General features: G+C 63.1%; 21 protein-coding genes and 1 tRNA gene. 6 read left to right on the top strand and 16 right to left on the bottom strand.

Annotated features, from left to right (window positions below; all coding sequences use genetic code 11):
• Positions 1-2: 2 nt before the first annotated feature.
• Both gatC and LB525_RS09835 read right to left on the bottom strand, forming a co-directional pair.
• Entirely contained in the window at positions 3-290 is a 288-nt protein-coding gene (gatC, locus tag LB525_RS09840; protein WP_095765337.1) for an Asp-tRNA(Asn)/Glu-tRNA(Gln) amidotransferase subunit GatC, read from the bottom strand.
• Between the two features lie 216 nt (positions 291-506).
• Positions 507-1,214 (bottom strand): metal-dependent hydrolase, encoded by a 708-nt coding sequence (locus LB525_RS09835; protein WP_224528848.1) that lies wholly within the window; start codon positions 1,212-1,214, stop codon positions 507-509.
• A 116-nt stretch (positions 1,215-1,330) separates the two neighbouring features.
• Between LB525_RS09835 and ruvX the strand changes: the two genes are divergently transcribed.
• Positions 1,331-1,813 carry a Holliday junction resolvase RuvX gene (gene ruvX / locus LB525_RS09830; protein ID WP_224528889.1) on the top strand — a complete coding sequence of 161 codons (483 nt, stop codon included), beginning with the start codon at positions 1,331-1,333 and terminating at the stop codon, positions 1,811-1,813.
• On the opposite strand, the gene LB525_RS09825 is transcribed toward ruvX, so the two are convergent.
• The 3 genes from LB525_RS09825 to LB525_RS09815 all read right to left on the bottom strand — a co-directional run bounded on the left by LB525_RS09825 (position 1,755) and on the right by LB525_RS09815 (position 4,608).
• Positions 1,755-2,096 (bottom strand): DUF6105 family protein, encoded by a 342-nt coding sequence (locus tag LB525_RS09825; protein WP_224528892.1) that lies wholly within the window; start codon positions 2,094-2,096, stop codon positions 1,755-1,757. The two genes, ruvX and LB525_RS09825, sit on opposite strands and share 59 nt — an antisense overlap.
• Positions 2,096-2,650 (bottom strand): hypothetical protein, encoded by a 555-nt coding sequence (locus LB525_RS09820; RefSeq protein ID WP_224528986.1) that lies wholly within the window; start codon positions 2,648-2,650, stop codon positions 2,096-2,098. Before LB525_RS09820 ends, LB525_RS09825 begins: the two co-directional genes overlap by 1 nt.
• 329 nt (positions 2,651-2,979) lie before the next feature.
• The gene (locus tag LB525_RS09815) at positions 2,980-4,608 is read right to left on the bottom strand and encodes a DNA alkylation response protein (RefSeq protein ID WP_224544459.1); all 1,629 of its coding nucleotides are present in this window, start codon (positions 4,606-4,608) and stop codon (positions 2,980-2,982) included.
• A gap of 200 nt (positions 4,609-4,808) precedes the next feature.
• Between LB525_RS09815 and LB525_RS09810 the strand changes: the two genes are divergently transcribed.
• The 4 genes from LB525_RS09810 (at position 4,809) to dprA (ending at position 8,949) form a co-directional block, all read left to right on the top strand.
• Complete coding sequence (locus LB525_RS09810; RefSeq protein WP_224544458.1) at positions 4,809-5,774, top strand: aspartate carbamoyltransferase catalytic subunit; 966 nt, start codon at positions 4,809-4,811, stop codon at positions 5,772-5,774.
• A complete protein-coding gene (locus LB525_RS09805; protein ID WP_224544457.1) occupies positions 5,771-7,057 on the top strand; it encodes a dihydroorotase in 1,287 nt (428 codons plus the stop codon). Before LB525_RS09810 ends, LB525_RS09805 begins: the two co-directional genes overlap by 4 nt.
• 186 nt (positions 7,058-7,243) lie before the next feature.
• Positions 7,244-7,825, top strand: coding sequence for a glycerol-3-phosphate 1-O-acyltransferase PlsY (gene plsY / locus LB525_RS09800; RefSeq protein WP_224544456.1), 582 nt, complete (start codon positions 7,244-7,246; stop codon positions 7,823-7,825).
• Complete coding sequence (gene dprA / locus LB525_RS09795; RefSeq protein ID WP_224528899.1) at positions 7,822-8,949, top strand: DNA-processing protein DprA; 1,128 nt, start codon at positions 7,822-7,824, stop codon at positions 8,947-8,949. Before plsY ends, dprA begins: the two co-directional genes overlap by 4 nt.
• A gap of 32 nt (positions 8,950-8,981) precedes the next feature.
• Here the strand turns inward: dprA and LB525_RS09790 are convergent, their stop codons facing one another.
• From LB525_RS09790 to LB525_RS09780, 3 genes are all read right to left on the bottom strand, one after another.
• Positions 8,982-10,127, bottom strand: a complete 1,146-nt coding sequence (locus tag LB525_RS09790; protein WP_224528904.1) for a hypothetical protein — start codon at positions 10,125-10,127, stop codon at positions 8,982-8,984.
• 98 nt (positions 10,128-10,225) lie between these two features.
• The gene (locus tag LB525_RS09785) at positions 10,226-10,432 is read right to left on the bottom strand and encodes a hypothetical protein (protein WP_224528907.1); all 207 of its coding nucleotides are present in this window, start codon (positions 10,430-10,432) and stop codon (positions 10,226-10,228) included.
• A gap of 160 nt (positions 10,433-10,592) precedes the next feature.
• Positions 10,593-10,668 (bottom strand) — tRNA-Lys (locus LB525_RS09780).
• Between the two features lie 292 nt (positions 10,669-10,960).
• Here LB525_RS09780 and LB525_RS09775 point away from each other — a divergent pair.
• Complete coding sequence (locus LB525_RS09775) at positions 10,961-11,416, top strand: BA14K family protein (RefSeq protein ID WP_224544455.1); 456 nt, start codon at positions 10,961-10,963, stop codon at positions 11,414-11,416.
• A gap of 80 nt (positions 11,417-11,496) precedes the next feature.
• Here LB525_RS09775 and LB525_RS28695 read toward each other — a convergent pair whose 3' ends face one another.
• The 8 genes from LB525_RS28695 to LB525_RS09740 all read right to left on the bottom strand — a co-directional run bounded on the left by LB525_RS28695 (position 11,497) and on the right by LB525_RS09740 (position 18,523).
• Entirely contained in the window at positions 11,497-11,793 is a 297-nt protein-coding gene (locus LB525_RS28695; protein WP_411971016.1) for a DUF6882 domain-containing protein, read from the bottom strand.
• Entirely contained in the window at positions 11,705-12,001 is a 297-nt protein-coding gene (locus tag LB525_RS09770; RefSeq protein WP_224544454.1) for a hypothetical protein, read from the bottom strand. Before LB525_RS09770 ends, LB525_RS28695 begins: the two co-directional genes overlap by 89 nt.
• The gene (gene glpK, locus LB525_RS09765) at positions 11,998-13,488 is read right to left on the bottom strand and encodes a glycerol kinase GlpK (protein WP_224544453.1); all 1,491 of its coding nucleotides are present in this window, start codon (positions 13,486-13,488) and stop codon (positions 11,998-12,000) included. Before glpK ends, LB525_RS09770 begins: the two co-directional genes overlap by 4 nt.
• 92 nt (positions 13,489-13,580) lie before the next feature.
• Positions 13,581-15,311 carry an ABC transporter substrate-binding protein gene (locus tag LB525_RS09760; RefSeq protein ID WP_224544452.1) on the bottom strand — a complete coding sequence of 577 codons (1,731 nt, stop codon included), beginning with the start codon at positions 15,309-15,311 and terminating at the stop codon, positions 13,581-13,583.
• 75 nt (positions 15,312-15,386) lie between these two features.
• Positions 15,387-15,674: a DUF2160 domain-containing protein gene (locus LB525_RS09755; RefSeq protein WP_095765318.1), complete on the bottom strand. Its 288-nt coding sequence runs from the start codon at positions 15,672-15,674 to the stop codon at positions 15,387-15,389.
• A gap of 4 nt (positions 15,675-15,678) precedes the next feature.
• A complete protein-coding gene (locus LB525_RS09750; protein ID WP_224544451.1) occupies positions 15,679-16,587 on the bottom strand; it encodes a carbohydrate ABC transporter permease in 909 nt (302 codons plus the stop codon).
• A gap of 1 nt (position 16,588) precedes the next feature.
• Complete coding sequence (locus tag LB525_RS09745; RefSeq protein WP_095765316.1) at positions 16,589-17,455, bottom strand: carbohydrate ABC transporter permease; 867 nt, start codon at positions 17,453-17,455, stop codon at positions 16,589-16,591.
• Complete coding sequence (locus LB525_RS09740) at positions 17,456-18,523, bottom strand: ABC transporter ATP-binding protein (protein WP_224544450.1); 1,068 nt, start codon at positions 18,521-18,523, stop codon at positions 17,456-17,458.
• Positions 18,524-18,528: the final 5 nt, after the last annotated feature.

Genomic DNA, 18,528 nt, shown 5'->3' with positions numbered 1-18,528 from the left:
CTCTACTCCACCACCTTCGGAACGAGGAAGAAGTTCTCGTCCGTCGCCGGCGCGTTGGCGACGATGTCGGCGGCCTTGTTGCCGTCGGTGACGGCATCCTGGCGCTTCTTCATCTCCATCGGCGTGACCGAGGTCATCGGCTCGACGCCCGAAACATCGACCTCGTTCAACTGCTCGACGAAGCCGAGAATGGCGTTCAGTTCGCCGGTCATGCGCTCGGCGTCCTCCTCGCTCACCGCTATGCGGGCAAGGTGCGCGACGCGCTTCACGGTCTGAAGATCAACGGACATGTTCTATCGCCTCGGGAAAACCAGTTCGGGCTATAGCGGCGCGGCGCTCAGCGTGCAACACGGATCATGCCGGTTCGATCGCCACGCGGTCGTTCCCCGGGCGCTTACGCGGCAATGCCACGCCCTCGCAGTGATAGTGGCTGCCACGGTTTGCCGGCCTGTCTGCAGTGTATCTTTTCCTGGCTCGGGAGCAGAGCTCTTGCGACGCAGAGAAATCTAGATCGTGATCGCCTTGCCGATGTCCGGCAGCGCCACCTTTACGCCCGAGCCTTCCATGCCGGCGACGAACTTGTCGGCGGTCTGGTCGATCATCGAGAAGGTGCCGAAATGGCAGGGAACGACCGTATCGAAGCCGAAGAAGCGGCGGCAGGCAAGGGCCGCCACGGCGCCGCCCATGGTGAAGCGGTCGCCGATCGGGACGATGCCGATCTTCGGTTCGTGCAATTCGTTGATCAGCCCCATGTCGGAGAAGATATCGGTGTCGCCCATATGGTAGAGCGTCTTGTCCTCGGGAAAATGCAGGACAAGCCCGCCCGGATTGCCGAGATAGGTGTTCGTGCCGCCTTCGCCGCCGAAGGAGGACGAGTGCAGCGCCTGGACGAAGGTCGTGGTGAAAGGGCCGCAATCGACGGTGCCGCCAATATTGCCCGGATTGATCTTGTCGCCGCTGACGCCCTGGCCGACGAGGTACATGCAGATCTCGAAATTGGCGACCAGCATGGCGCCGCTTTTCTTCAGCACTTCGACCGCGCCGCTGACATGGTCGTTGTGGCCATGAGTCAGGAGAACATGGGTCACGCCTTCCGCCGGCCCTTCCCAGCCGCCCGTCCACGATGGATTGCCGACCAGATAGGGGTCGATGAGAATGGTGGCGTCCTTGGTCTCGACGCGAAATGCCGAATGCCCGTACCAGGTAAGTTTCATGAGCGCTTTCCTCGATTTCTCCGTTGCCGGAAGATAGAACGCTAGTCGCAAATTGAAAGTGGCGCCCTCCTCCTACACGTCAAAAGGATGTGACGCCTGGATATCAGAGGAAGTCGTTGGGCATTATTTCAATCGAGGAATTGCCGGCGCGGCTTGCCGGCGGCAAGACGCTCGCCGGGCTCGATCTCGGCGACAAGACGATCGGCGTGGCGGTTTCCGATCGCGGGCTTTCCTTCGCCCATCCGCGCCCGGTCATCCTGCGCAAGAAATTTTCGCTGGATGCCGCCCAGCTTCTCGCTCAGCTCCAGAAGGACAATGTCGGCGCCGTCGTACTCGGCCTCCCGGTCAACATGGACGGCTCGGAAGGGCCCCGAGCACAAAAATCCCGCGCCTTCGTCCGCAACATGGCGCCGCTTTCCGACCTGCCCTTCGTGCTGTGGGACGAGCGGCTATCGACGGTTGCGGCCGAACGGACGCTGATCGAGATGGATTTCTCGCGCAAGAAGCGCGCCGGCAAGATCGATTCGGCGGCCGCCGCCTTTATTCTGCAGGGAGCGTTGGACCGGCTTCAGTCGCTTGGCCGAGCCGATCGGGGCTGATACCGCCGTGCCGGCGCTGCCTGATCCATTCGGCGATGTTGCGCCGGCGGCGGAAGGCCCAAAGCCCCATGAGCAGGAAAAAGTCGAAAACGCAGGTCCGCGCCACCATGCCCGGAATGATCGCCGGATCGACGCCGAGCATCTGGCCGTAGAGCTGGAAAGCGAAATCGTGCACCTGTCGGCTCAGCATCGCATAGCCGAAATTCATGTCGTTGGCCGACAGGAAGAACCATCCCCAAAAAATTGCCATCGGAGCAGCCCAGAGCGTGAATATCGTGCGCATCAGCGCCTGCCTCCAGGGTTTTCAGGGCGGCCGGATATGCGGGAAAGAAGCGAGCTGTGCGCGGCTCCTATCGCCATGCGCGAGGCGGCGCGGATATCACCCTCGGGCAAGTGCATTGCTGCAAAGGTGGAGCGGCGTTCAGCCAGCACGGCGATGTAAGAGGCAAGCAGCGCCGTCATCTGGATGGCGACGATCATGAACAGGCCGTTAATGCCTTGAACCACGCCGCCGATGAGGATCAGCGAAAGCAGGAAAGATGCCGAGATGAAGGCGATCCGGGCCACGCTCTCGCCCGCGTCCGGCCTTGCCGCCGCGTTCAGCAGCGTTTCGACGAAGGCCCAACAGAACAACACCGCGACGATCAACAACGCGATCGAAAGCGGCGCCAGCACGGCAACATTTTCAAGCCCGGGAAGCCCGTTGGCCTGGACTGAGAGGCCAAGCACGCCAAGCGCCGTCGCTATGCCGCGGCTGCCGTCCATGCAGATATAGGCAAGCAGGGCGAAAACCACCGCCCAATGCAAGGCCAGAACTGAGCTCAACACGTGCCGCATACGTTTCCCGTTGGCGGAGTTCGGGGAGGTCATGGTTAACCCTTCCCTACTCCAGCAAAGTGGAGAGTGGGCTTTGCATCGGCTCGCCGCAACGGAAACCATTTGTTAAGGTTAACAGCTATCCACAGATCGGCAATCTGCCGTTGATGCATGTCGCCCAGAAGTGCGCAGCGGTTCTGGGATAACGACATTCATCACAACAACGACTTAAGCGCGTCACCCGAATCCGTTTCGGCGCGATGCGCTCTACGGTATGATGTCGAAAAAGCGTGAAGCGGTTTTCGGATGACGTGATGCTCAATCTCTTGGTTTAGAGATTTAGAGGCGGATCAGGTCACCGGTGGATAGAGCGTGTCGATGATCATGCGCGCGTCGTGGCGCGAGTCGAGCATGCCGTAGGTGGTGCGCCACTGGCCGCCGAGCCGCGTTTCGACGAAAGCGTCGGCGATCCGCCCTGCCCCCAGCCTGCGCAGCTCCGCCGCGGCGGCCGAAAGCGCCAGCTGTTCGGTGAGCAGGCGCGCCGAGCCCTGGTCGGTCGCGGCGACCTGCATGGCGGCCTTCAGCACGCCGATGGTGCCCCGTCCGCCGGTGCCGAGATCGCGGTCGATGCCGGTCAGCACCTCCTCGAACAGGCCGGGCGCGCGGCCGAGCACGCGCAGCACGTCGAGCGCCATGACATTGCCAGAGCCCTCCCAGATCGCGTTGACCGGCGCCTCCCGGTAGTAGCGGGCAAGCGGCGCTTCCTCGACATAGCCGTTGCCGCCAAGGCATTCCATCGCCTCGTAAAGCAGCTGCGGCGCAATCTTGCAGACCCAGTATTTGACGACTGGCGTCATGGCGCGGGCAAAGGCCGCCTCGCCGCGATCGCTTGCCGCCTCGTCGAAAGAGCGCGCCAGCCGGAACGACAGCGCCGTGGCCGCGGCGACGTCGAGCGCCATGTCGGCCAGAACCCGCTGCATCAGCGGCTGGTCGATCAGGTTGGAGCCGAACACCTGCCGATGACGCGTGTGATGGACGGCCTCGGAGAGGCCCGCCCGCATCAGCGCCGACGAAGCGACCGCGCAGTCGAGCCTGGTCAGCGTCACCATATCCATGATCGTCTTCACGCCCGCGCCCGGGTCGCCGACCATCTCGCCGATCGCGTTGACAAACTCCACCTCCGACGAGGCGTTCGAGCGGTTGCCGAGCTTGTCCTTCAGCCGCTGGAAGCGGAAGCCGTTGCCGGAACCGTCGCCCAGGATGCGCGGCACGAGGAAACAGGACAGCCCCTCCGGAACCTGTCCGAGCACCAGGAAGGCATCCGACATCGGCGCCGACATGAACCATTTGTGGCCGGTCAACCGGTAAAAACCACTGCCGGTTCGCTCCGCTCTGGTGGTGTTGGCGCGCACATCGGTGCCGCCCTGCTTCTCGGTCATGCCCATGCCGAGCGTCAGCCCGGTCTTCTGCACGGGAGGCTTCTGCGCCTGGTCGTATTTGCGCGTCGTCACGCGCGGCGCCCATTCGCGGAAAAGCTTCGGGCTTGCCATCAAGGCCGCCAGCGAAGCGCTGGTCATGGTAATGGGGCAAAGATGCCCCGTCTCGAGCTCAGCGGTCAGGTAGAAGCGTGCCGCCCTCACCTGATGGCGGCGGCCGATCTCGGCATCGCCGTTTTCCCATACCGAAGAATGCAGGCCGCCGGCGATCGCGCGGCGCATCAAGGCATGATAGGCCGGATGATATTCGACAAGATCGAGGCGGCGGCCCTGGCGGTCATGGGTGCGCAATTTCGGCGTGTCGGTGTTGGCGAGGCGGGCGAGTTCCTGCGCTTCCTGCGTCATCACGAACCGGCCAAGCCCATCGAGATCCTTGCGCACGGGGTCGGAAAAACGCTCGGCCAGCTGGATGAGCAACGGATCGCCCCGCCATGCATTGCCGCCTGCCAATGGCGGCGGCTGGTTGATCACCTCGTCGGTCACGCCCAATCCTTCAGTTGCCCAATCCTTCAGTTGGCCGAGAGGTTCTTACCATTTCCAAGCCCGCGGTCGCGAATCCGAAGCCACTGGGCCTTATAGCCCAAGCCACGGAAGGCGCGCGACGAAAATACCGGGGAGAACGCCCGCGATCCAAAGCTGGCGCTTGCGGCAGGCCGGACCGCACCCTATAGCAGCGCCTTGAGATGACCGACGCTTCGTCCCTGCCGCTCTTCCCCCACCGCCATCTTCTGGGCATCCGCGATCTTTCCCCCGCCGATATCGAGCTGTTGCTTGATCGGGCGGACCAGGCCGTGGCGATCTCGCGGCAATCGGAAAAGAAGACCTCGACGCTGCGCGGCCGCACCCAAATCAACCTGTTCTACGAGGCATCGACCCGCACGCAATCCTCCTTCGAACTCGCCGGCAAGCGTCTCGGAGCCGACGTCATGAACATGTCGGTGGCAAGCTCCTCGGTGAAGAAGGGCGAGACGCTAATCGATACGGCCATAACCCTCAACGCCATGCGCCCCGACATCCTGATCATCCGCCACCAATCGGCTGGCGCAGCTGCCCTGCTCGCCCAGAAGGTCGGCTGCTCGGTGGTCAATGCCGGCGACGGCGCGCACGAGCACCCGACGCAGGCGTTGCTCGACGCGCTGACCATCCGCCGCGCCAAGGGACCGCTGTCGAAGCTGATCGTGGCGATCTGCGGCGACATCCTGCATTCCCGCGTCGCCCGCTCCAACATCATGCTTCTGAACGCGCTTGGCGCGCAGGTGCGCGTCGTCGCGCCCTCGACATTGCTGCCGTCCGGCATCGACAGGATGGGCGTGATCGTGTCGCGCTCGATGGCCGAAGGCCTCAAGGACGCCGACGTGGTCATGATGCTGCGCCTGCAGCGCGAGCGCATGGAAGGCGCTTTCGTGCCGTCGGTCCGCGAATATTTCCGCTATTTCGGCCTTGATGCCGAGAAGCTGAAAGCTGCCAAGGACGATGCGCTTGTCATGCATCCCGGCCCGATGAACCGCGGCGTCGAGATCGCCTCCGAGATCGCCGACGGACCGCAAAGCGTCATCCAGGAACAGGTCGAGATGGGGGTCGCCGTGCGCATGGCGGTGATGGAGGCGCTGCTTGATCCGCGCCGCAACCATGAAGGGCGCGGCGCATGAGCGTGACCGTCTTCAGCAAGGCGCACATTGTCGACCCCTCGCGCGGCGTGGACGAGATCGGCAGCGTCATAGTCGACGGCCGCAAAATCGTCGCTGCCGGGAAAGCCGCGTTGAACCAGGGCGTGCCGGAAGGCGCCGCCGTCGTCGACTGCGCCGGCAAGACGATCATTCCAGGCCTTGTCGACGCGCGCGTCTTCATCGGCGAGCCAGGCGGCGAGCATCGCGAAACCATCGCTTCGGCAAGCGTCGCCGCGGCGGCGGGGGGCGTCACCTCCATCGTCATGATGCCGGACACCGATCCGGTGATCGACAATGTCGCGCTGGTCGAATTCGTGCTGCGCACGGCACGCGACACCGCTAGCGTCAACATCTTCCCGTCGGCAGCGATCACCAAGGGCCTCGAAGGCCGCGAGATGACCGAGTTCGGCCTGCTGCGCGAGGCCGGCGCCGTCGCCTACACCGACGGCCGCCACACGATCGCCAATGCGCTGGTGATGCGCCGCGCGCTGACCTACGCCCGCGATTTCGGCAGCGTCATCGCGCACGAAACGCAAGATGCCAACCTCGCCTCGTCCGGCGTGATGAACGAAGGGCTCTATGCGAGCTGGCTCGGCCTGTCGGGCATTCCGCGTGAGGCGGAGCTGATTCCGCTGGAACGCGACCTGGCTTTGGTCCGGCTGACCGGCGGCGCCTACCACGCGGCAAAAATCTCGTCGGCGATGGCGGCCGGCGCGGTAAACCGTGCCAAGACCGAGGGCGCCAATGTCACAGCCGGCGTCGCTATCCATAATCTGTCGCTCAACGAGAACGATGTCGGCGAATACCGCACCTTCTTCCGGCTGACCCCGCCCCTGCGCGCCGAGGACGACCGGCTGGCGATGATCGAGGCGATCAAGGACGGCACGATCGACATCGTCGTCTCCTCGCACGATCCGCAGGACGTCGACACCAAGCGCCTGCCCTTCGCCGACGCCGCTGCCGGCGCCATCGGGCTGGAGACGTTGCTGGGCGCGGCGCTTCGGCTTTACCACAATGGCGACGTGCCGCTGTTGAGGCTGATCGAGACGCTGTCCACGGCGCCGGCCAGACTGTTCGGCCTGCCGGGCGGCACGCTGAAGCCGGGGGCGCCGGCCGATCTCGCGGTCGTCGATCTGGACGAGCCGTGGATCGTCAGCGAAAGCGGTCTGCGCTCGCGCTCGAAGAACACCTGTTTCGAGGGCGCGCGTCTGCAGGGCACGGTCCTGCAAACGGTGGTGGCGGGCCGCACGGTGTTTTCCGCATAAGCCACCGCATCGCTTAAGCCCTGCTCAGCCTGCCCGGCATAGACTTGCTTGGCGAACCCTCCCGACTCTACCATTATGATAAATTCACGCCCAAGCAGGGCCAGCGCTTGCAAACTATGGTTGCATCGCGCACAGTGTATCAATCATAGGAAGAGCAACCGGGCGGCAGGAAATATGGGGGAAACAATGGGTTACGTGATCGCGCTCGTCTTCGGCTATCTGCTCGGCTCGATCCCGTTCGGGCTCCTGATCACCCGTGCGGCCGGGCTCGGCGACGTGCGCCAGATCGGCTCCGGCAACATCGGCGCGACCAATGTGCTGAGGACGGGTAACAAGGGCCTTGCTGCCGCCACTCTGCTGCTCGATGCGCTGAAAGGCACTGCCGCGGTGCTGATCGCCGGACATTTTTCGCCGGACTTCGGACTGTTGGCCGGTTTCGGTGCCTTTCTCGGCCACCTCTTCCCGGTCTGGCTCGGCTTCAAGGGCGGCAAGGGTGTCGCCACCTATCTCGGCGTGCTGCTTGGCCTTGCCTGGCAAGGCATGCTTGTCTTCGCCGTCGTCTGGCTCGCGATGGCCTTCCTGTTCCGCTATTCCTCGTTGGCGGCATTGGCGGCCGCGGTGGTCGTGCCGATCGCGCTCTATGTCACAAACACACCGCAGATCGCCGGCCTGTTCGCGGCGATGAGCCTGATCGTCATCGTCAAGCATCGAGCAAACATCTCGCGGCTGCTCGCCGGCACCGAGGGCAAGATTGGGGCGAAGGGATGAGCGCCCTGGCTGCCGGCCCGCGTCTCAGCGATCGGCAGCGGCTTGCCTGGCTTCGCCTGATCCGCACGCCCAATGTCGGCCCGGCCTCGTTTCGCGAGCTGATCAACCGCTTCGGCTCGGCCGAAGCCGCGCTTGAAATGCTGCCCGAATTGATGATCTCCGGCGGCGCCAATCGCATCGTCCGCATCCCCTCCATCGCCGAGGCCGAAGCCGAGCTGGAGGCCGCGCGGCGCGCCGGCGCCCGCTTCGTCGGCGTCGGCGAGGCCGATTATCCGCCCCTGCTGAAGACTCTCGACAACCCGCCGCCGTTGCTGGCGGTAAAAGGCGAAGGCGCGGTCTTCCGCTTGCCGGCGGTGGCGATTGTCGGCGCTCGCAATGCCTCGCTGGCCGGCATCAAGATGGCGCGCATGCTGGCGGCCGATCTCGGCCGAGACGGCTACGCCATCGTTTCCGGCCTGGCGCGCGGCATCGACACGGCCGCGCACAAAGGCAGCGTTTCGACCGGCACAGTCGGCGTGCTGGCCGGCGGGCTCGATGTCCCCTACCCGCCCGAGAATGCCGGCCTTTGCGATGAGATCGCCGATCGCGGCGGCGCCATTGTTTCCGAGATGCCCTTCGGGTGGCAGCCGCGCTCCCAGGATTTCCCACGCCGCAACCGCCTGGTCGCAGGGATGGCGCTTGGACTGGTGGTGGTTGAGGCGGCGCAGCGCTCCGGCTCACTGATCAGCGCGCGCCTTGCCAACGAAATGGGCCGGCTGGTCTTCGCCGTGCCGGGCTCGCCGCTCGATCCGCGCGCTGCCGGCTGCAACGCGCTGCTCAAGGACGGCGTCACGCTGGTCACTGAAGCCGCCGATATCCTTAGCGCGCTGGCGCCGCTTGCCGGCGCCCGGCTTCCAAGAACCGCCCCACTTGCCGAGGCGCCCGACATATCAGCCATGCCGCCGCCAGGCGAAAACGACCGCGCCGATGTGCTGGAAGCGCTCGGGCCTACGCCGATCGCGGTGGACGACATTATCCGCCACACCGGCATGAGTGCAGCGCAGATATCGATGGTGCTGCTTGAACTCGACCTTGCGGGACGACTTGAGCGTCACGCCGGCGGGAATGTGTCGCTGATCGCGTGACCTGCGGCCTTCAGTTCCGGGTTTGGATCCTCCTACCGGAACAAATATTTCGACACTTCGGGATTGCCGCGGCGCCACATCACGTTGTCGAGGAAATAGTGGTGCACGTTGATGAAGATCAGCACGATGAAGAAGAACAGCGACGAACCGAGCACCTGCTTGTCGTAGGGAACCAGGGCGGTCAGCACGAAGGGGATCAGCCAGAAGCCGAGATAGCCAAGCGCGCCGCCCCCAATGATGAATCCCAGCACCCGCAGCCTGTAGCGGGGCCCGAGCACGGATAATATCTTCGGCTCCGGATCCCGCGCGGCATCCGAGACGTCACGCTCGACATTGGTTTGATAGCGCCACACCACGGCCAGATATTGCAGCGAGTGCAGCGCCGGCACCACGAGCAGCCAGAGCGGGTTAATCCTGGCGATCAGGATCCAGAGATAGAGCGAGGCGACATAGGCCACGATGCCGTTGTAAGGCAGTCCGCCGGCATTCCTTCGCCAGCGGTTGACCAGCATGAAAAGCGTGGCCGCCGTCGATCCGACGGCCGCCAGCACGGCAATGTCGGTGATCCATGACGGCGCCGCGAAGGTGTAATATTGAAGGCCGTAATATTGCCCCTGCGTCACGGCCGTATTCGTCTGCAGCCAGGCCAGGATCCACACCGCATAGCTGTTGACGAGCAGCACCTTCTTGTCCCGGTCGTCGAAGAATTTGCGCTTCAGGACGGCGTCGACCATCAGCATGCCGTAGCCTTGCTTGACGTAGTGCCAGCCGACGAAGAAGAACATCGCGTTGGCCGCGAAGCCGAGCAGCCGCGTGTTCGACGTCGCCGCGCCATAGGCAAAGAACAGGGCCATGACCACTGGCACGATGACGCCGGCGAAAATGTAGCGGAGCTGCAGGCTTCTGTCGTAGCCCTCGCCACGCGCCTTGCGGCCGAAATTGCGGTAGAAAATCTGGTAGGAGTGGGCGAAGTGCGGATAGTTCACCAAATAGGCCACGACGACCATCGTCGCGGCCAATGAGCCTTCATACTCGCGCGGCACCAGGAACAGCAGTGGCAGGATCAGAAACGCGCTGCCGCCGAGCATCAGGAAATCGGCGACCGGGCCGAAAAGATATCTGCCCGGCGGCGTCGCCGCCTTGGGCGCCTGTGAATCTACCGAAAGGTCAAGTGCCATCCTGGAGCCTCCCTCGGAGGCGCCGAGTTTAACCACGACCCCATCCAGGGACAAGGCAACGCGGCAGGATCTCTCTTGCCTTCGGGCAAGTCACCCCGTTACGCTGAGGCGTTCGAAGCGATCTTCATCAGCCGCTTTCTGGCCTCCGCCACTCGCTTCTTCTCCGACCTTATGCGGTCGCACAGCGCGAGATTGATCCCGACGCCACATTCTTCATCCAGCATTTCTTTTGCATGATTGAGCGAAGTTTCTGCGCGCTTGACGCGCAGCCTGGCCCTGGCCAGTTCCAAGTTCAGTACGTCCACTGTATCCGCATCCCAGATTGCGGTCCCTTCAACAGGGAAACAGCCGCGCCCAAGTTTTTGTTCCGATTGCCGGAGACGCAGACAAATGTGCTGCTTCGAACGCCCCGGACATGGAAGGGCCCGTGGGTCGGTTCTCGCATCTATTTGATGTTAAAAATTTTGGTGAGCGCGATGGGATTCGAACCCATGACCTACTGATTAAAAGTCAGTTGCTCTACCGGCTGAGCTACGCGCTCCCGTGGGCTCGGAACGCCGCCCTCGAAATTGCGCGGAACATAGGGAGAGTGCCGCGGCCGGTCAACCGGAAAAAGACGGGCTTCCAAGGCGGATTTCTTGAACGGATTCGAAGGGACGCCGCGGGTGAACGGCTTTCGATGCCTGCGCCAATGGCCCGGCCTGGGGCTGCTTCAGAAAGCCCTACAATAACAATGGGCTGACACAATGGGCTGATGCTGGAACGGGAACCATTGCAATTCGGGCCCGTTTCGCAAAACAGGACGTCCCCATCAACCATCGAGGAGAAGATCAATGAACAAGATCGCATCCGGCCTGTTGGCAACCGCTCTCTCGGCGTCGTTCCTCGCGGCGGAGATGGTGCCGGTCAACGCTCAGCCAGCTTATGTACCGCAACCCCAGGGCCTGTCGTCAGATCTTCAGACCGTGCAGTATCGGGACTGGAGAAGGCACCGCAGCTTCAACCGGGATTTCTCGCGTCGTGGTGACGCCGTATACTGGAACGGCCATCGCGGCTATCGTGAGTATCGCCGCGGCTATCGCCGGCATGGCGACTATTGGTTTCCGCTGGCAGCTTTCGCGACCGGCGCGCTGATCACCGGCGCCATCGTCAACAGCGAGAACAACCGCCTCTATCGCGGCAACGCGCACGTGCAGTGGTGCTACGACCGCTACCGCTCCTATCGCGCCTCGGACAACACCTTCCAGCCTAACAACGGCCCGCGTCAGCAGTGCGTCTCGCCCTACTGACAGCCTCCAGTCAGTACCCAGGGCCGTTGACTGAGCCCGTGCCGCAAGGCGCGGGCTCTCTCGTTGCCCTTCAGCCGAATTCAACTGGCCCAGCTAATGTTCTTCAAAATCAGATACAGACCTACGCCGTCATCAGAAGGAGAGCGATAGGCTCCGCAGGCGTTGCAAATCCGAGCCGCTGCCGAGGTCAATTCCCAACCGAGTGCATTAAGATCTTCGTCCGTCACATAGTCTTGAGTTAGCTCGCCGATGCCGTGCTTCTCACCGAAAGATCGAGCTGACTGGGCGTCAGTTATGAACTCCGAAGGCCAAATCGAATTGGCCCAAGCCCAGAGCCAATTGCCAGCCTTGGCGCTGGTAGAGCCCGCAACCTGGATTTCCGAAACGACCTTGACTCCACTCCGGTCGGAGAACAGCAGCTTTCCTGCCCGTCAAATCGTAGTCGTAACGCGACCAACTGCCGAGGCGAAAATCTTTCGCCAGGCGCGCATTCTTAGCGATGAGCTGTTCAAAGGCCTCATCGCGCCAGGCAGGATACCAATCCGGCTGCATTTCCCGTTCGCCCGGTCCCGTAAACCGCTTCACACACTCAGCGTCCTGCGCACCGCATCGCGCCATCCGGCCAGTTTCGCACCCCGCGTTGCGGCGTCCATCTCCGGCTTGAAGCGCCGCTCCAGCGCCCAGCTCTTGGCGAAGTCCTTCGCTTTCGGCCAGACACCCGCCCTCGACCCGGCAAGCCAGGCCGCGCCCAGCGCCGTCGTCTCCAGGATCGTCGGACGGTCGACCGGTGCGTCGAGAATGTCGGCGAGCCGCTGCATGGTCCAGTCGGATGCCACCATGCCGCCGTCGACGCGAAGCACCGTCTTGGCCGAGGCGCCTTTCCAGTCCTTGCGCATGGCGTCGAGCAGGTCGCGCGTCTGGAAGGCGACCGATTCGAGTGCCGCGCGGGCGAACTCGGCCGGGCCCGAATTGCGCGTCAACCCGAAGATCGCGCCGCGCGCATCCGCGTCCCAATGCGGCGCGCCGAGGCCGACGAAGGCCGGCACCAGATAGACCTGTTGCGCAGGGTCGGCGGCCGCAGCCAATACTCCGCTCTGCTCGGCCTTGCCGATCACCTTGATGCCGTCGCGCAGCCACTGCACGGCTGCGCCCGCGATGAAGATCGAGCCTTCCAGCGCGTAGGTTGTCTTGCCGTTGAGCCGATAGGCGATGGTGGTCAAAAGCCGGTTCTTCGAACGCACCAGATCGGCGCCGGTGTTGAGCAGCGCGAAGCAGCCCGTGCCGTAGGTGGATTTCATCATGCCGGGCTCGAAGCAGGCCTGGCCGATGGTCGCCGCATGCTGGTCGCCGGCCACCCCGAGGATCCGCATCTCGGCCCCGAAAAGGCTCTTCTCGGTGACGCCGAAATCGTCGGCGCAGTCCTTCACCTGCGGCAGGATCGCGGCCGGAATCTTCAGGATCGAAAGCAGCTCGTCGTCCCAGATATTCTTCTCGATGTTGTAGACCAGCGTGCGCGAGGCATTTGTCGCGTCGGTGGCGTGCACTTGGCCGCCGGTCAGCCGCCAAATGAGGAAGCTGTCGATGGTGCCGGCAAGCAGTTCGCCCTTCTCGGCGCGCCTTCTGGCACCCTTCACCTTGTCCAGCATCCAGGCGATCTTGGTGCCGGAGAAATAGGGGTCGAGCAGCAGGCCGGTCTTCTTCGTGAATGTCTTCTCCAGTCCCTGCTTCTTCAGCTTCTGGCAGATCGGCGCGGTGCGGCGGTCCTGCCAAACGATCGCGTTATGGATAGGCTTGCCGGTCGCCCTGTCCCAGATGACGACGGTCTCGCGCTGGTTGGTGATGCCGATCGCGGCCACATCCGATGCCGTGCGGCCGGCGGCCTTCAACGCCGCTTTCACCGTGGCGAGAACGCTTGCCCAGATGTCTTCCGGGTCATGTTCGACCCAGCCGGAAGCCGGATAATGCTGCGCGAATTCCTGCTGGCCGGTGCCGGCGACTTTCATCTTGTCGTCGAACAGTATCGCCCTGGTCGAGGTCGTTCCCTGATCGATGGCCAGCACAAAACCGCTCATTCCGCATCCCTCCGCTTTTCATGCAACAGGGGAGACGGCAAAGCCGCCTCCCCTGCACTTCCGACATGGGCAAGCACGCCCGCGTCATGCAGTTACTGCTGCTGCCAGCTCTTCACCAGTTCGTCGTAGTTGATGGTGACCGGCTTTTCCTTTTCGTTCTCGATCTTCAACTGAGGAGCGAGATTGCCTTTCTTGACCGCGTCGGCGTTCCAGTAGGCAAGATCGTGCTCTTCGGCCATCTTCGGGCCGATGTCGCCCTGGACGCCCGACTTCTCGATGCGGCTCATGACCTTTTCCTGCTCGGCGCAGAGCGAGTCCATCGCTTCCTGGGCCGACTTGGCGCCGGAAGAGGCATCGCCGATCGCTTGCCACCAGAGCTGCGCCAGCTTCGGATAATCAGGCACGTTGGTGCCGGTCGGCGACCACTGGACGCGGGCGGGCGAGCGATAGAACTCGATCAGGCCGCCGAGCTTCGGAGCGCGCTCGGTGAAGCTCTTGTCGTGGATCGTGCTCTCGCGGATGAAGGTCAAGCCGACATGGCTCTTCTTCACGTCGACCGTCTTCGAGGTGACGAACTGCGCGTAGAGCCAGGCGGCCTTGGCGCGATCGTCAGGCGTCGACTTCATCAGTGTCCAGGAACCCACGTCCTGGTAACCGAGCTTCATGCCGTCCTTCCAGTAGACGCCGTGCGGCGACGGCGCCATGCGCCACTTCGGCGTGCCGTCGTCGTTCAGCACCGCCTTGGCGCCGGCGTCGACCATCGAAGCGGTGAAGGCGGTGTACCAGAAGATCTGCTGCGCGACCCCGCCCTGCGCCGGCACCGGGCCGGATTCGGAGAAGGTCATGCCCTGGGCTTCCGCCGGAGCGTAGGCCTTCAGCCAGTCGAGATATTTCTGGATCGAGTAGACCGCGGCCGGGCCGTTGGTATCGCCGCCACGCGCCGTGCAGGAGCCGACAGGACGCGATTTCTCGTCGACCTTGATGCCCCATTCGTCGACGGGCAGGCCGTTCGGAATGCCCTTGTCGCCATTGCCGGCCATGGACAGCCAGGCGTCCGTGAACCGCCAGCCGAGTGACGGGTCCTTCTTGCCGTAGTCCATATGGCCGTAGACCTTCTTGCCGTCGATCTCGCGGCCGGTGAAGAACTGGGCGATGTCCTCATAAGCCGACCAGTTGACGGGAACGCCAAGGTCGTAGCCGTATTTGGCCTTGAAGTCGGCTTTGTTCTTCTCGTCGTTGAACCAGTCGTAGCGGAACCAGTAGAGATTCGCGAACTGCTGGTCGGGGAGTTGATAGAGCTTCTTGTCGGGCGCCGTCGTGAACGACGTGCCGATGAAGTCCTTCAGATCGAGGTTCGGATTGGTGACGTCCTTGCCCTCGTTCGCCATCCAGTCGGTCAGGTTGCGCACCTGCTGGTAGCGCCAATGCGTGCCGATCAGGTCGGAGTCGTTGACCCAGCCGTCATAGAGGTTCTGGCCGGTCTGCATCTGGGTCTGGATCTTCTCGACGACGTCGCCTTCCTGGATGACGTCATGTGTGACCTTGATGCCGGTGATGGCGGAGAAGGCCGGTGCCAGCACCTGTGACTCGTATTGGTGCGTGGCGATGGTTTCCGAAACGACCTTGATGTCCATGCCGGCGAACGGCTTGGCTGCGTCGATGAACCACTGCATTTCCTTTTCCTGGTCGGCGCGTGAAAGCGTCGACAGGTCGCCTATCTCCTTGTCGAGAAAGGCTTTTGCCTCGTCCATACCGGCATAGGCATGGCCCCCTCCCAGCAAAAGGACAAGGGCTGTCGTCGATGTTAGAAATTGCCGTCGCATGTGTCTCCTCCAGTCTTAAGTTGCAAGTGCGATCCGGGCGGCCGCCAGCACGCGGCCGCTCCGGCTATTCCCCCTCTATACGTATCGGAACACGCCAACGGCGTAGACCACGGAGAGAGCGAGAGCCCACCACAGGTTGGGTCCAACCAGACCCAGCCAAGCGAGATGGATAAATGCGCTGCCAAGCAGCGACAGGAACAAACGATCGCCGCGCGTCGTCTCGAAGCGCAGCACCCCGATGCGCGGATGACCGCCGGGCGAGGCATATTCCCAGACGCCCATGCCAAAGAGCATCAGCACAATGACGATGAAGAAGGCGGCCGTCGGCCACGTCCACGCCATCCAGGAGAAGTCGAGATTCATGGCTTTAGACCCTCCCCAGGGCAAAGCCCTTGGCGATATAATTTCGCACGAACCAGATAACCAAGGCGCCGGGGATCAGCGTCAGCACGCCGGCGGCGGCGAGCAGACCCCAATCCATGCCGGCGGCAGAGACCGTGCGGGTCATGGTGGCGGCGATCGGCTTGGCGTCCGTCGTGGTCAGCGTGCGCGCGATCAAGAGCTCCACCCACGAGAACATGAAGCAGAAGAAGCAGGCGACGCCGATGCCGCTCGCGATCAGCGGCATGAAAATCTTCAGAAAGAAGCGCGGGAAGGAATAGCCGTCGATATAGGCGGTCTCGTCTATCTCCTTCGGCACGCCGGACATGAAGCCTTCGAGGATCCACACCGCGAGCGGCACGTTGAACAGGCAGTGCGCCAGCGCCACGGCGATGTGGGTGTCGATCAGGCCGAACGCCGAATAGAGCTGGAAGAACGGCAGCGCGAACACCGCGGGCGGCGCCATGCGGTTGGTCAAAAGCCAGAAGAACAAATGCTTGTCGCCGAGGAAGCGGTAACGCGAGAAGGCGTAGGCCGCCGGCAGCGCCACCGCCACCGATATCACCATGTTCATCACCACATAGGTGATCGAATTGATATAGCCCGAATACCACGAAGGGTCGGTGAAGATGGTGCGATAGTTCGCCAGTGTCGGATTATGCGGGAACAGCGTCAGCGACGACACGATCTCCGCATTGGTCTTGAAGCTCATGTTGATGAGCCAGTAGATCGGTAGCAGGATAATGATGATGTAGACCGTCGGCACGATCCACCACCAGCGCGATTCCTCGCCGCGGCGGCGCATCAGCTTCGCCACCTCGTCCTGCGACAGCGTGCTGCCCACTTCGGTGACCGCCGTCTCGCTCACGCGCGTCGTCTCGTTGGCGCCCACCATCTCAGCGCTCCGCGTCGTAGTTGGTCATCACGGTGTAGAACACCCACGATAACAACAGGATGATCAGGAAGTAGACCAGCGACATCGCCGCCGCGGGGCCGAGGTCGAACTGGCCGAGCGCCGTCTTGACCAGGTCAATCGACAGAAAGGTGGTCGAATTGCCGGGACCGCCGCCGGTGACGACGAAGGGCTCGGTATAGATCATGAAACTGTCCATGAAGCGCAACAGCACGGCGATCAGCAGCACGCGCTGCATCTTAGGCAGCTGGATGTAGCGGAACACCGCCCAGCGCGACGCGCCGTCGATCTTGGCCGCCTGGTAGAAGGCGTCGGGAATCGAGACCAGGCCGGCATAGCAAAGCAGCACGACCAGGCTGGTCCAGTGCCAGACATCCATGATGATGACGGTGACCCAGGCATCGATCGGATCCTGGACGTAGTTGTAGTCGATGCCGAGCGCGTTGATGTAATAGCCGAGCAGGCCGATGTCGTTGCGGCCGAAGACCTGCCAGATCGTGCCGACGACGTTCCACGGAATGAGCAGCGGCAGCGCCATCAGCACCAGGCAGACCGGCACGCCCCAGCCCTTCTTCGGCATGTTGAGCGCGATGAAGATGCCGAGCGGCACCTCGATCGCCAGGATGATGAAGGAGAAGATCAGGTTGCGCACCATCGCTTCCCAGAAACGGTCGGAGTGCAGCAGGTCCTCGAACCATTCGGTGCCGGCCCAGAAGAAGACGTTGTTGCCGAACGTGTCCTGCACCGAATAGTTGACGACCGTCATCAGCGGGATGACGGCCGAGAACGCCACCAGCACCAGCACCGGCAGGACAAGGAACCAGGCCTTGTTATTCCAGGTCTTGTCCATCTATGCCCCCATCTCGACGCGCCAGGAATCGGCATAGATGTTGATGCCGGCCGGATCGAAGCGGACTTTCGGTTCGGCCGGCACCTCGTCGTCCTCGCCGATCACCGCGGCGATCTCCCTGCCCTCGAGATTGGCGCGAACCACCTTGTGGCGGCCGACGTCCTCGACCTTGCTGACCTGCACCGTCATGCCCTCGCGGCCGAGCCGCACATATTCGGGACGAATGCCGAGCTCGACGGCGCCGGCTTCGGCCTTGGGCAGGCCCGGCAATTCGATGCGCTGGACACCGAGCTTCGCCGTCCTGCCTTCCAGCGCAACCGGCAGCACGTTCATGCCCGGCGAGCCGATGAAATAACCGACGAAGGTGTGGCGCGGACGCTCGAAAAGTTCGGCAGGCGTGCCGATCTGCACGATCTCGCCGTCATACATGACCACGACGCGGTCGGCGAAAGTCAGCGCTTCGGTCTGGTCGTGTGTGACATAGACCATGGTGTAGCCGAAGCGGCGGTGCAGCTGCTTCAACTGCGAGCGCAGCACCCACTTCATATGCGGGTCGATGACCGTCAGCGGTTCGTCGAACAGAATGGCGTTGACGTCGGAGCGCACCAGGCCGCGTCCAAGCGAGATCTTCTGCTTCTGGTCCGCGGTGAGCCGGCGCGCCTTCCTGTTCGCCATCGAAGCGAGATCGATCATGTCGAGCGTCTCGCGCACCTTGCGGTCGACATCGGCTTCCGGCACGCGCCGGTTGCGCAGCGGGAAGGCCAGATTGTCGTAGACGGTCATGGTGTCGTAAATGACCGGGAACTGGAACACCTGCGCGATATTGCGCTCCTGCGTCGACAGCCTGGTCACGTCCCGACCATTGAACAGCAACTTCCCGTGCGAGGGGTGCAGCAGTCCCGAAATGATGTTGAGCAAGGTAGTCTTGCCGCAGCCCGAAGGCCCGAGCAGCGCGTAGGCGCCGCCATCCTCGAAAGTGTGGTGCACCTCCTTCAGAGCGAAGTCGGAATCCTTCTGCGGGTTGGGCAGGTAGGAATGACGGATGTGGTTGACCTCGATGCGCGCCATCGTTT

The sequence above is a fragment of the Mesorhizobium sp. CA16 genome (assembly GCF_020165175.1).
GTDB lineage: Bacteria > Pseudomonadota > Alphaproteobacteria > Rhizobiales > Rhizobiaceae > Mesorhizobium.
This window is presented reverse-complemented; position numbering and strand designations above follow the sequence as displayed.

Bases quoted from the DNA above. Each gene is read 5' to 3' on its own strand.
- gatC (WP_095765337.1), bottom strand. From the start codon at position 290: ATGTCCGTTGATCTTCAGACCGTGAAGCGCGTCGCGCACCTTGCCCGC.
- LB525_RS09835 (WP_224528848.1), bottom strand. From the start codon at position 1,214: ATGAAACTTACCTGGTACGGGCATTCGGCATTTCGCGTCGAGACCAAG.
- LB525_RS09825 (WP_224528892.1), bottom strand. From the start codon at position 2,096: ATGCGCACGATATTCACGCTCTGGGCTGCTCCGATGGCAATTTTTTGG.
- LB525_RS09820 (WP_224528986.1), bottom strand. From the start codon at position 2,650: ATGCGGCACGTGTTGAGCTCAGTTCTGGCCTTGCATTGGGCGGTGGTT.
- LB525_RS09810 (WP_224544458.1), top strand. From the start codon at position 4,809: ATGACCGACGCTTCGTCCCTGCCGCTCTTCCCCCACCGCCATCTTCTG.
- LB525_RS09805 (WP_224544457.1), top strand. From the start codon at position 5,771: ATGAGCGTGACCGTCTTCAGCAAGGCGCACATTGTCGACCCCTCGCGC.
- plsY (WP_224544456.1), top strand. From the start codon at position 7,244: ATGGGTTACGTGATCGCGCTCGTCTTCGGCTATCTGCTCGGCTCGATC.
- dprA (WP_224528899.1), top strand. From the start codon at position 7,822: ATGAGCGCCCTGGCTGCCGGCCCGCGTCTCAGCGATCGGCAGCGGCTT.
- LB525_RS09790 (WP_224528904.1), bottom strand. From the start codon at position 10,127: ATGGCACTTGACCTTTCGGTAGATTCACAGGCGCCCAAGGCGGCGACG.
- LB525_RS09775 (WP_224544455.1), top strand. From the start codon at position 10,961: ATGAACAAGATCGCATCCGGCCTGTTGGCAACCGCTCTCTCGGCGTCG.
- glpK (WP_224544453.1), bottom strand. From the start codon at position 13,488: ATGAGCGGTTTTGTGCTGGCCATCGATCAGGGAACGACCTCGACCAGG.
- LB525_RS09760 (WP_224544452.1), bottom strand. From the start codon at position 15,311: ATGCGACGGCAATTTCTAACATCGACGACAGCCCTTGTCCTTTTGCTG.
- LB525_RS09755 (WP_095765318.1), bottom strand. From the start codon at position 15,674: ATGAATCTCGACTTCTCCTGGATGGCGTGGACGTGGCCGACGGCCGCC.
- LB525_RS09750 (WP_224544451.1), bottom strand. From the start codon at position 16,587: ATGGTGGGCGCCAACGAGACGACGCGCGTGAGCGAGACGGCGGTCACC.
- LB525_RS09745 (WP_095765316.1), bottom strand. From the start codon at position 17,455: ATGGACAAGACCTGGAATAACAAGGCCTGGTTCCTTGTCCTGCCGGTG.
- LB525_RS09740 (WP_224544450.1), bottom strand. From the start codon at position 18,523: ATGGCGCGCATCGAGGTCAACCACATCCGTCATTCCTACCTGCCCAAC.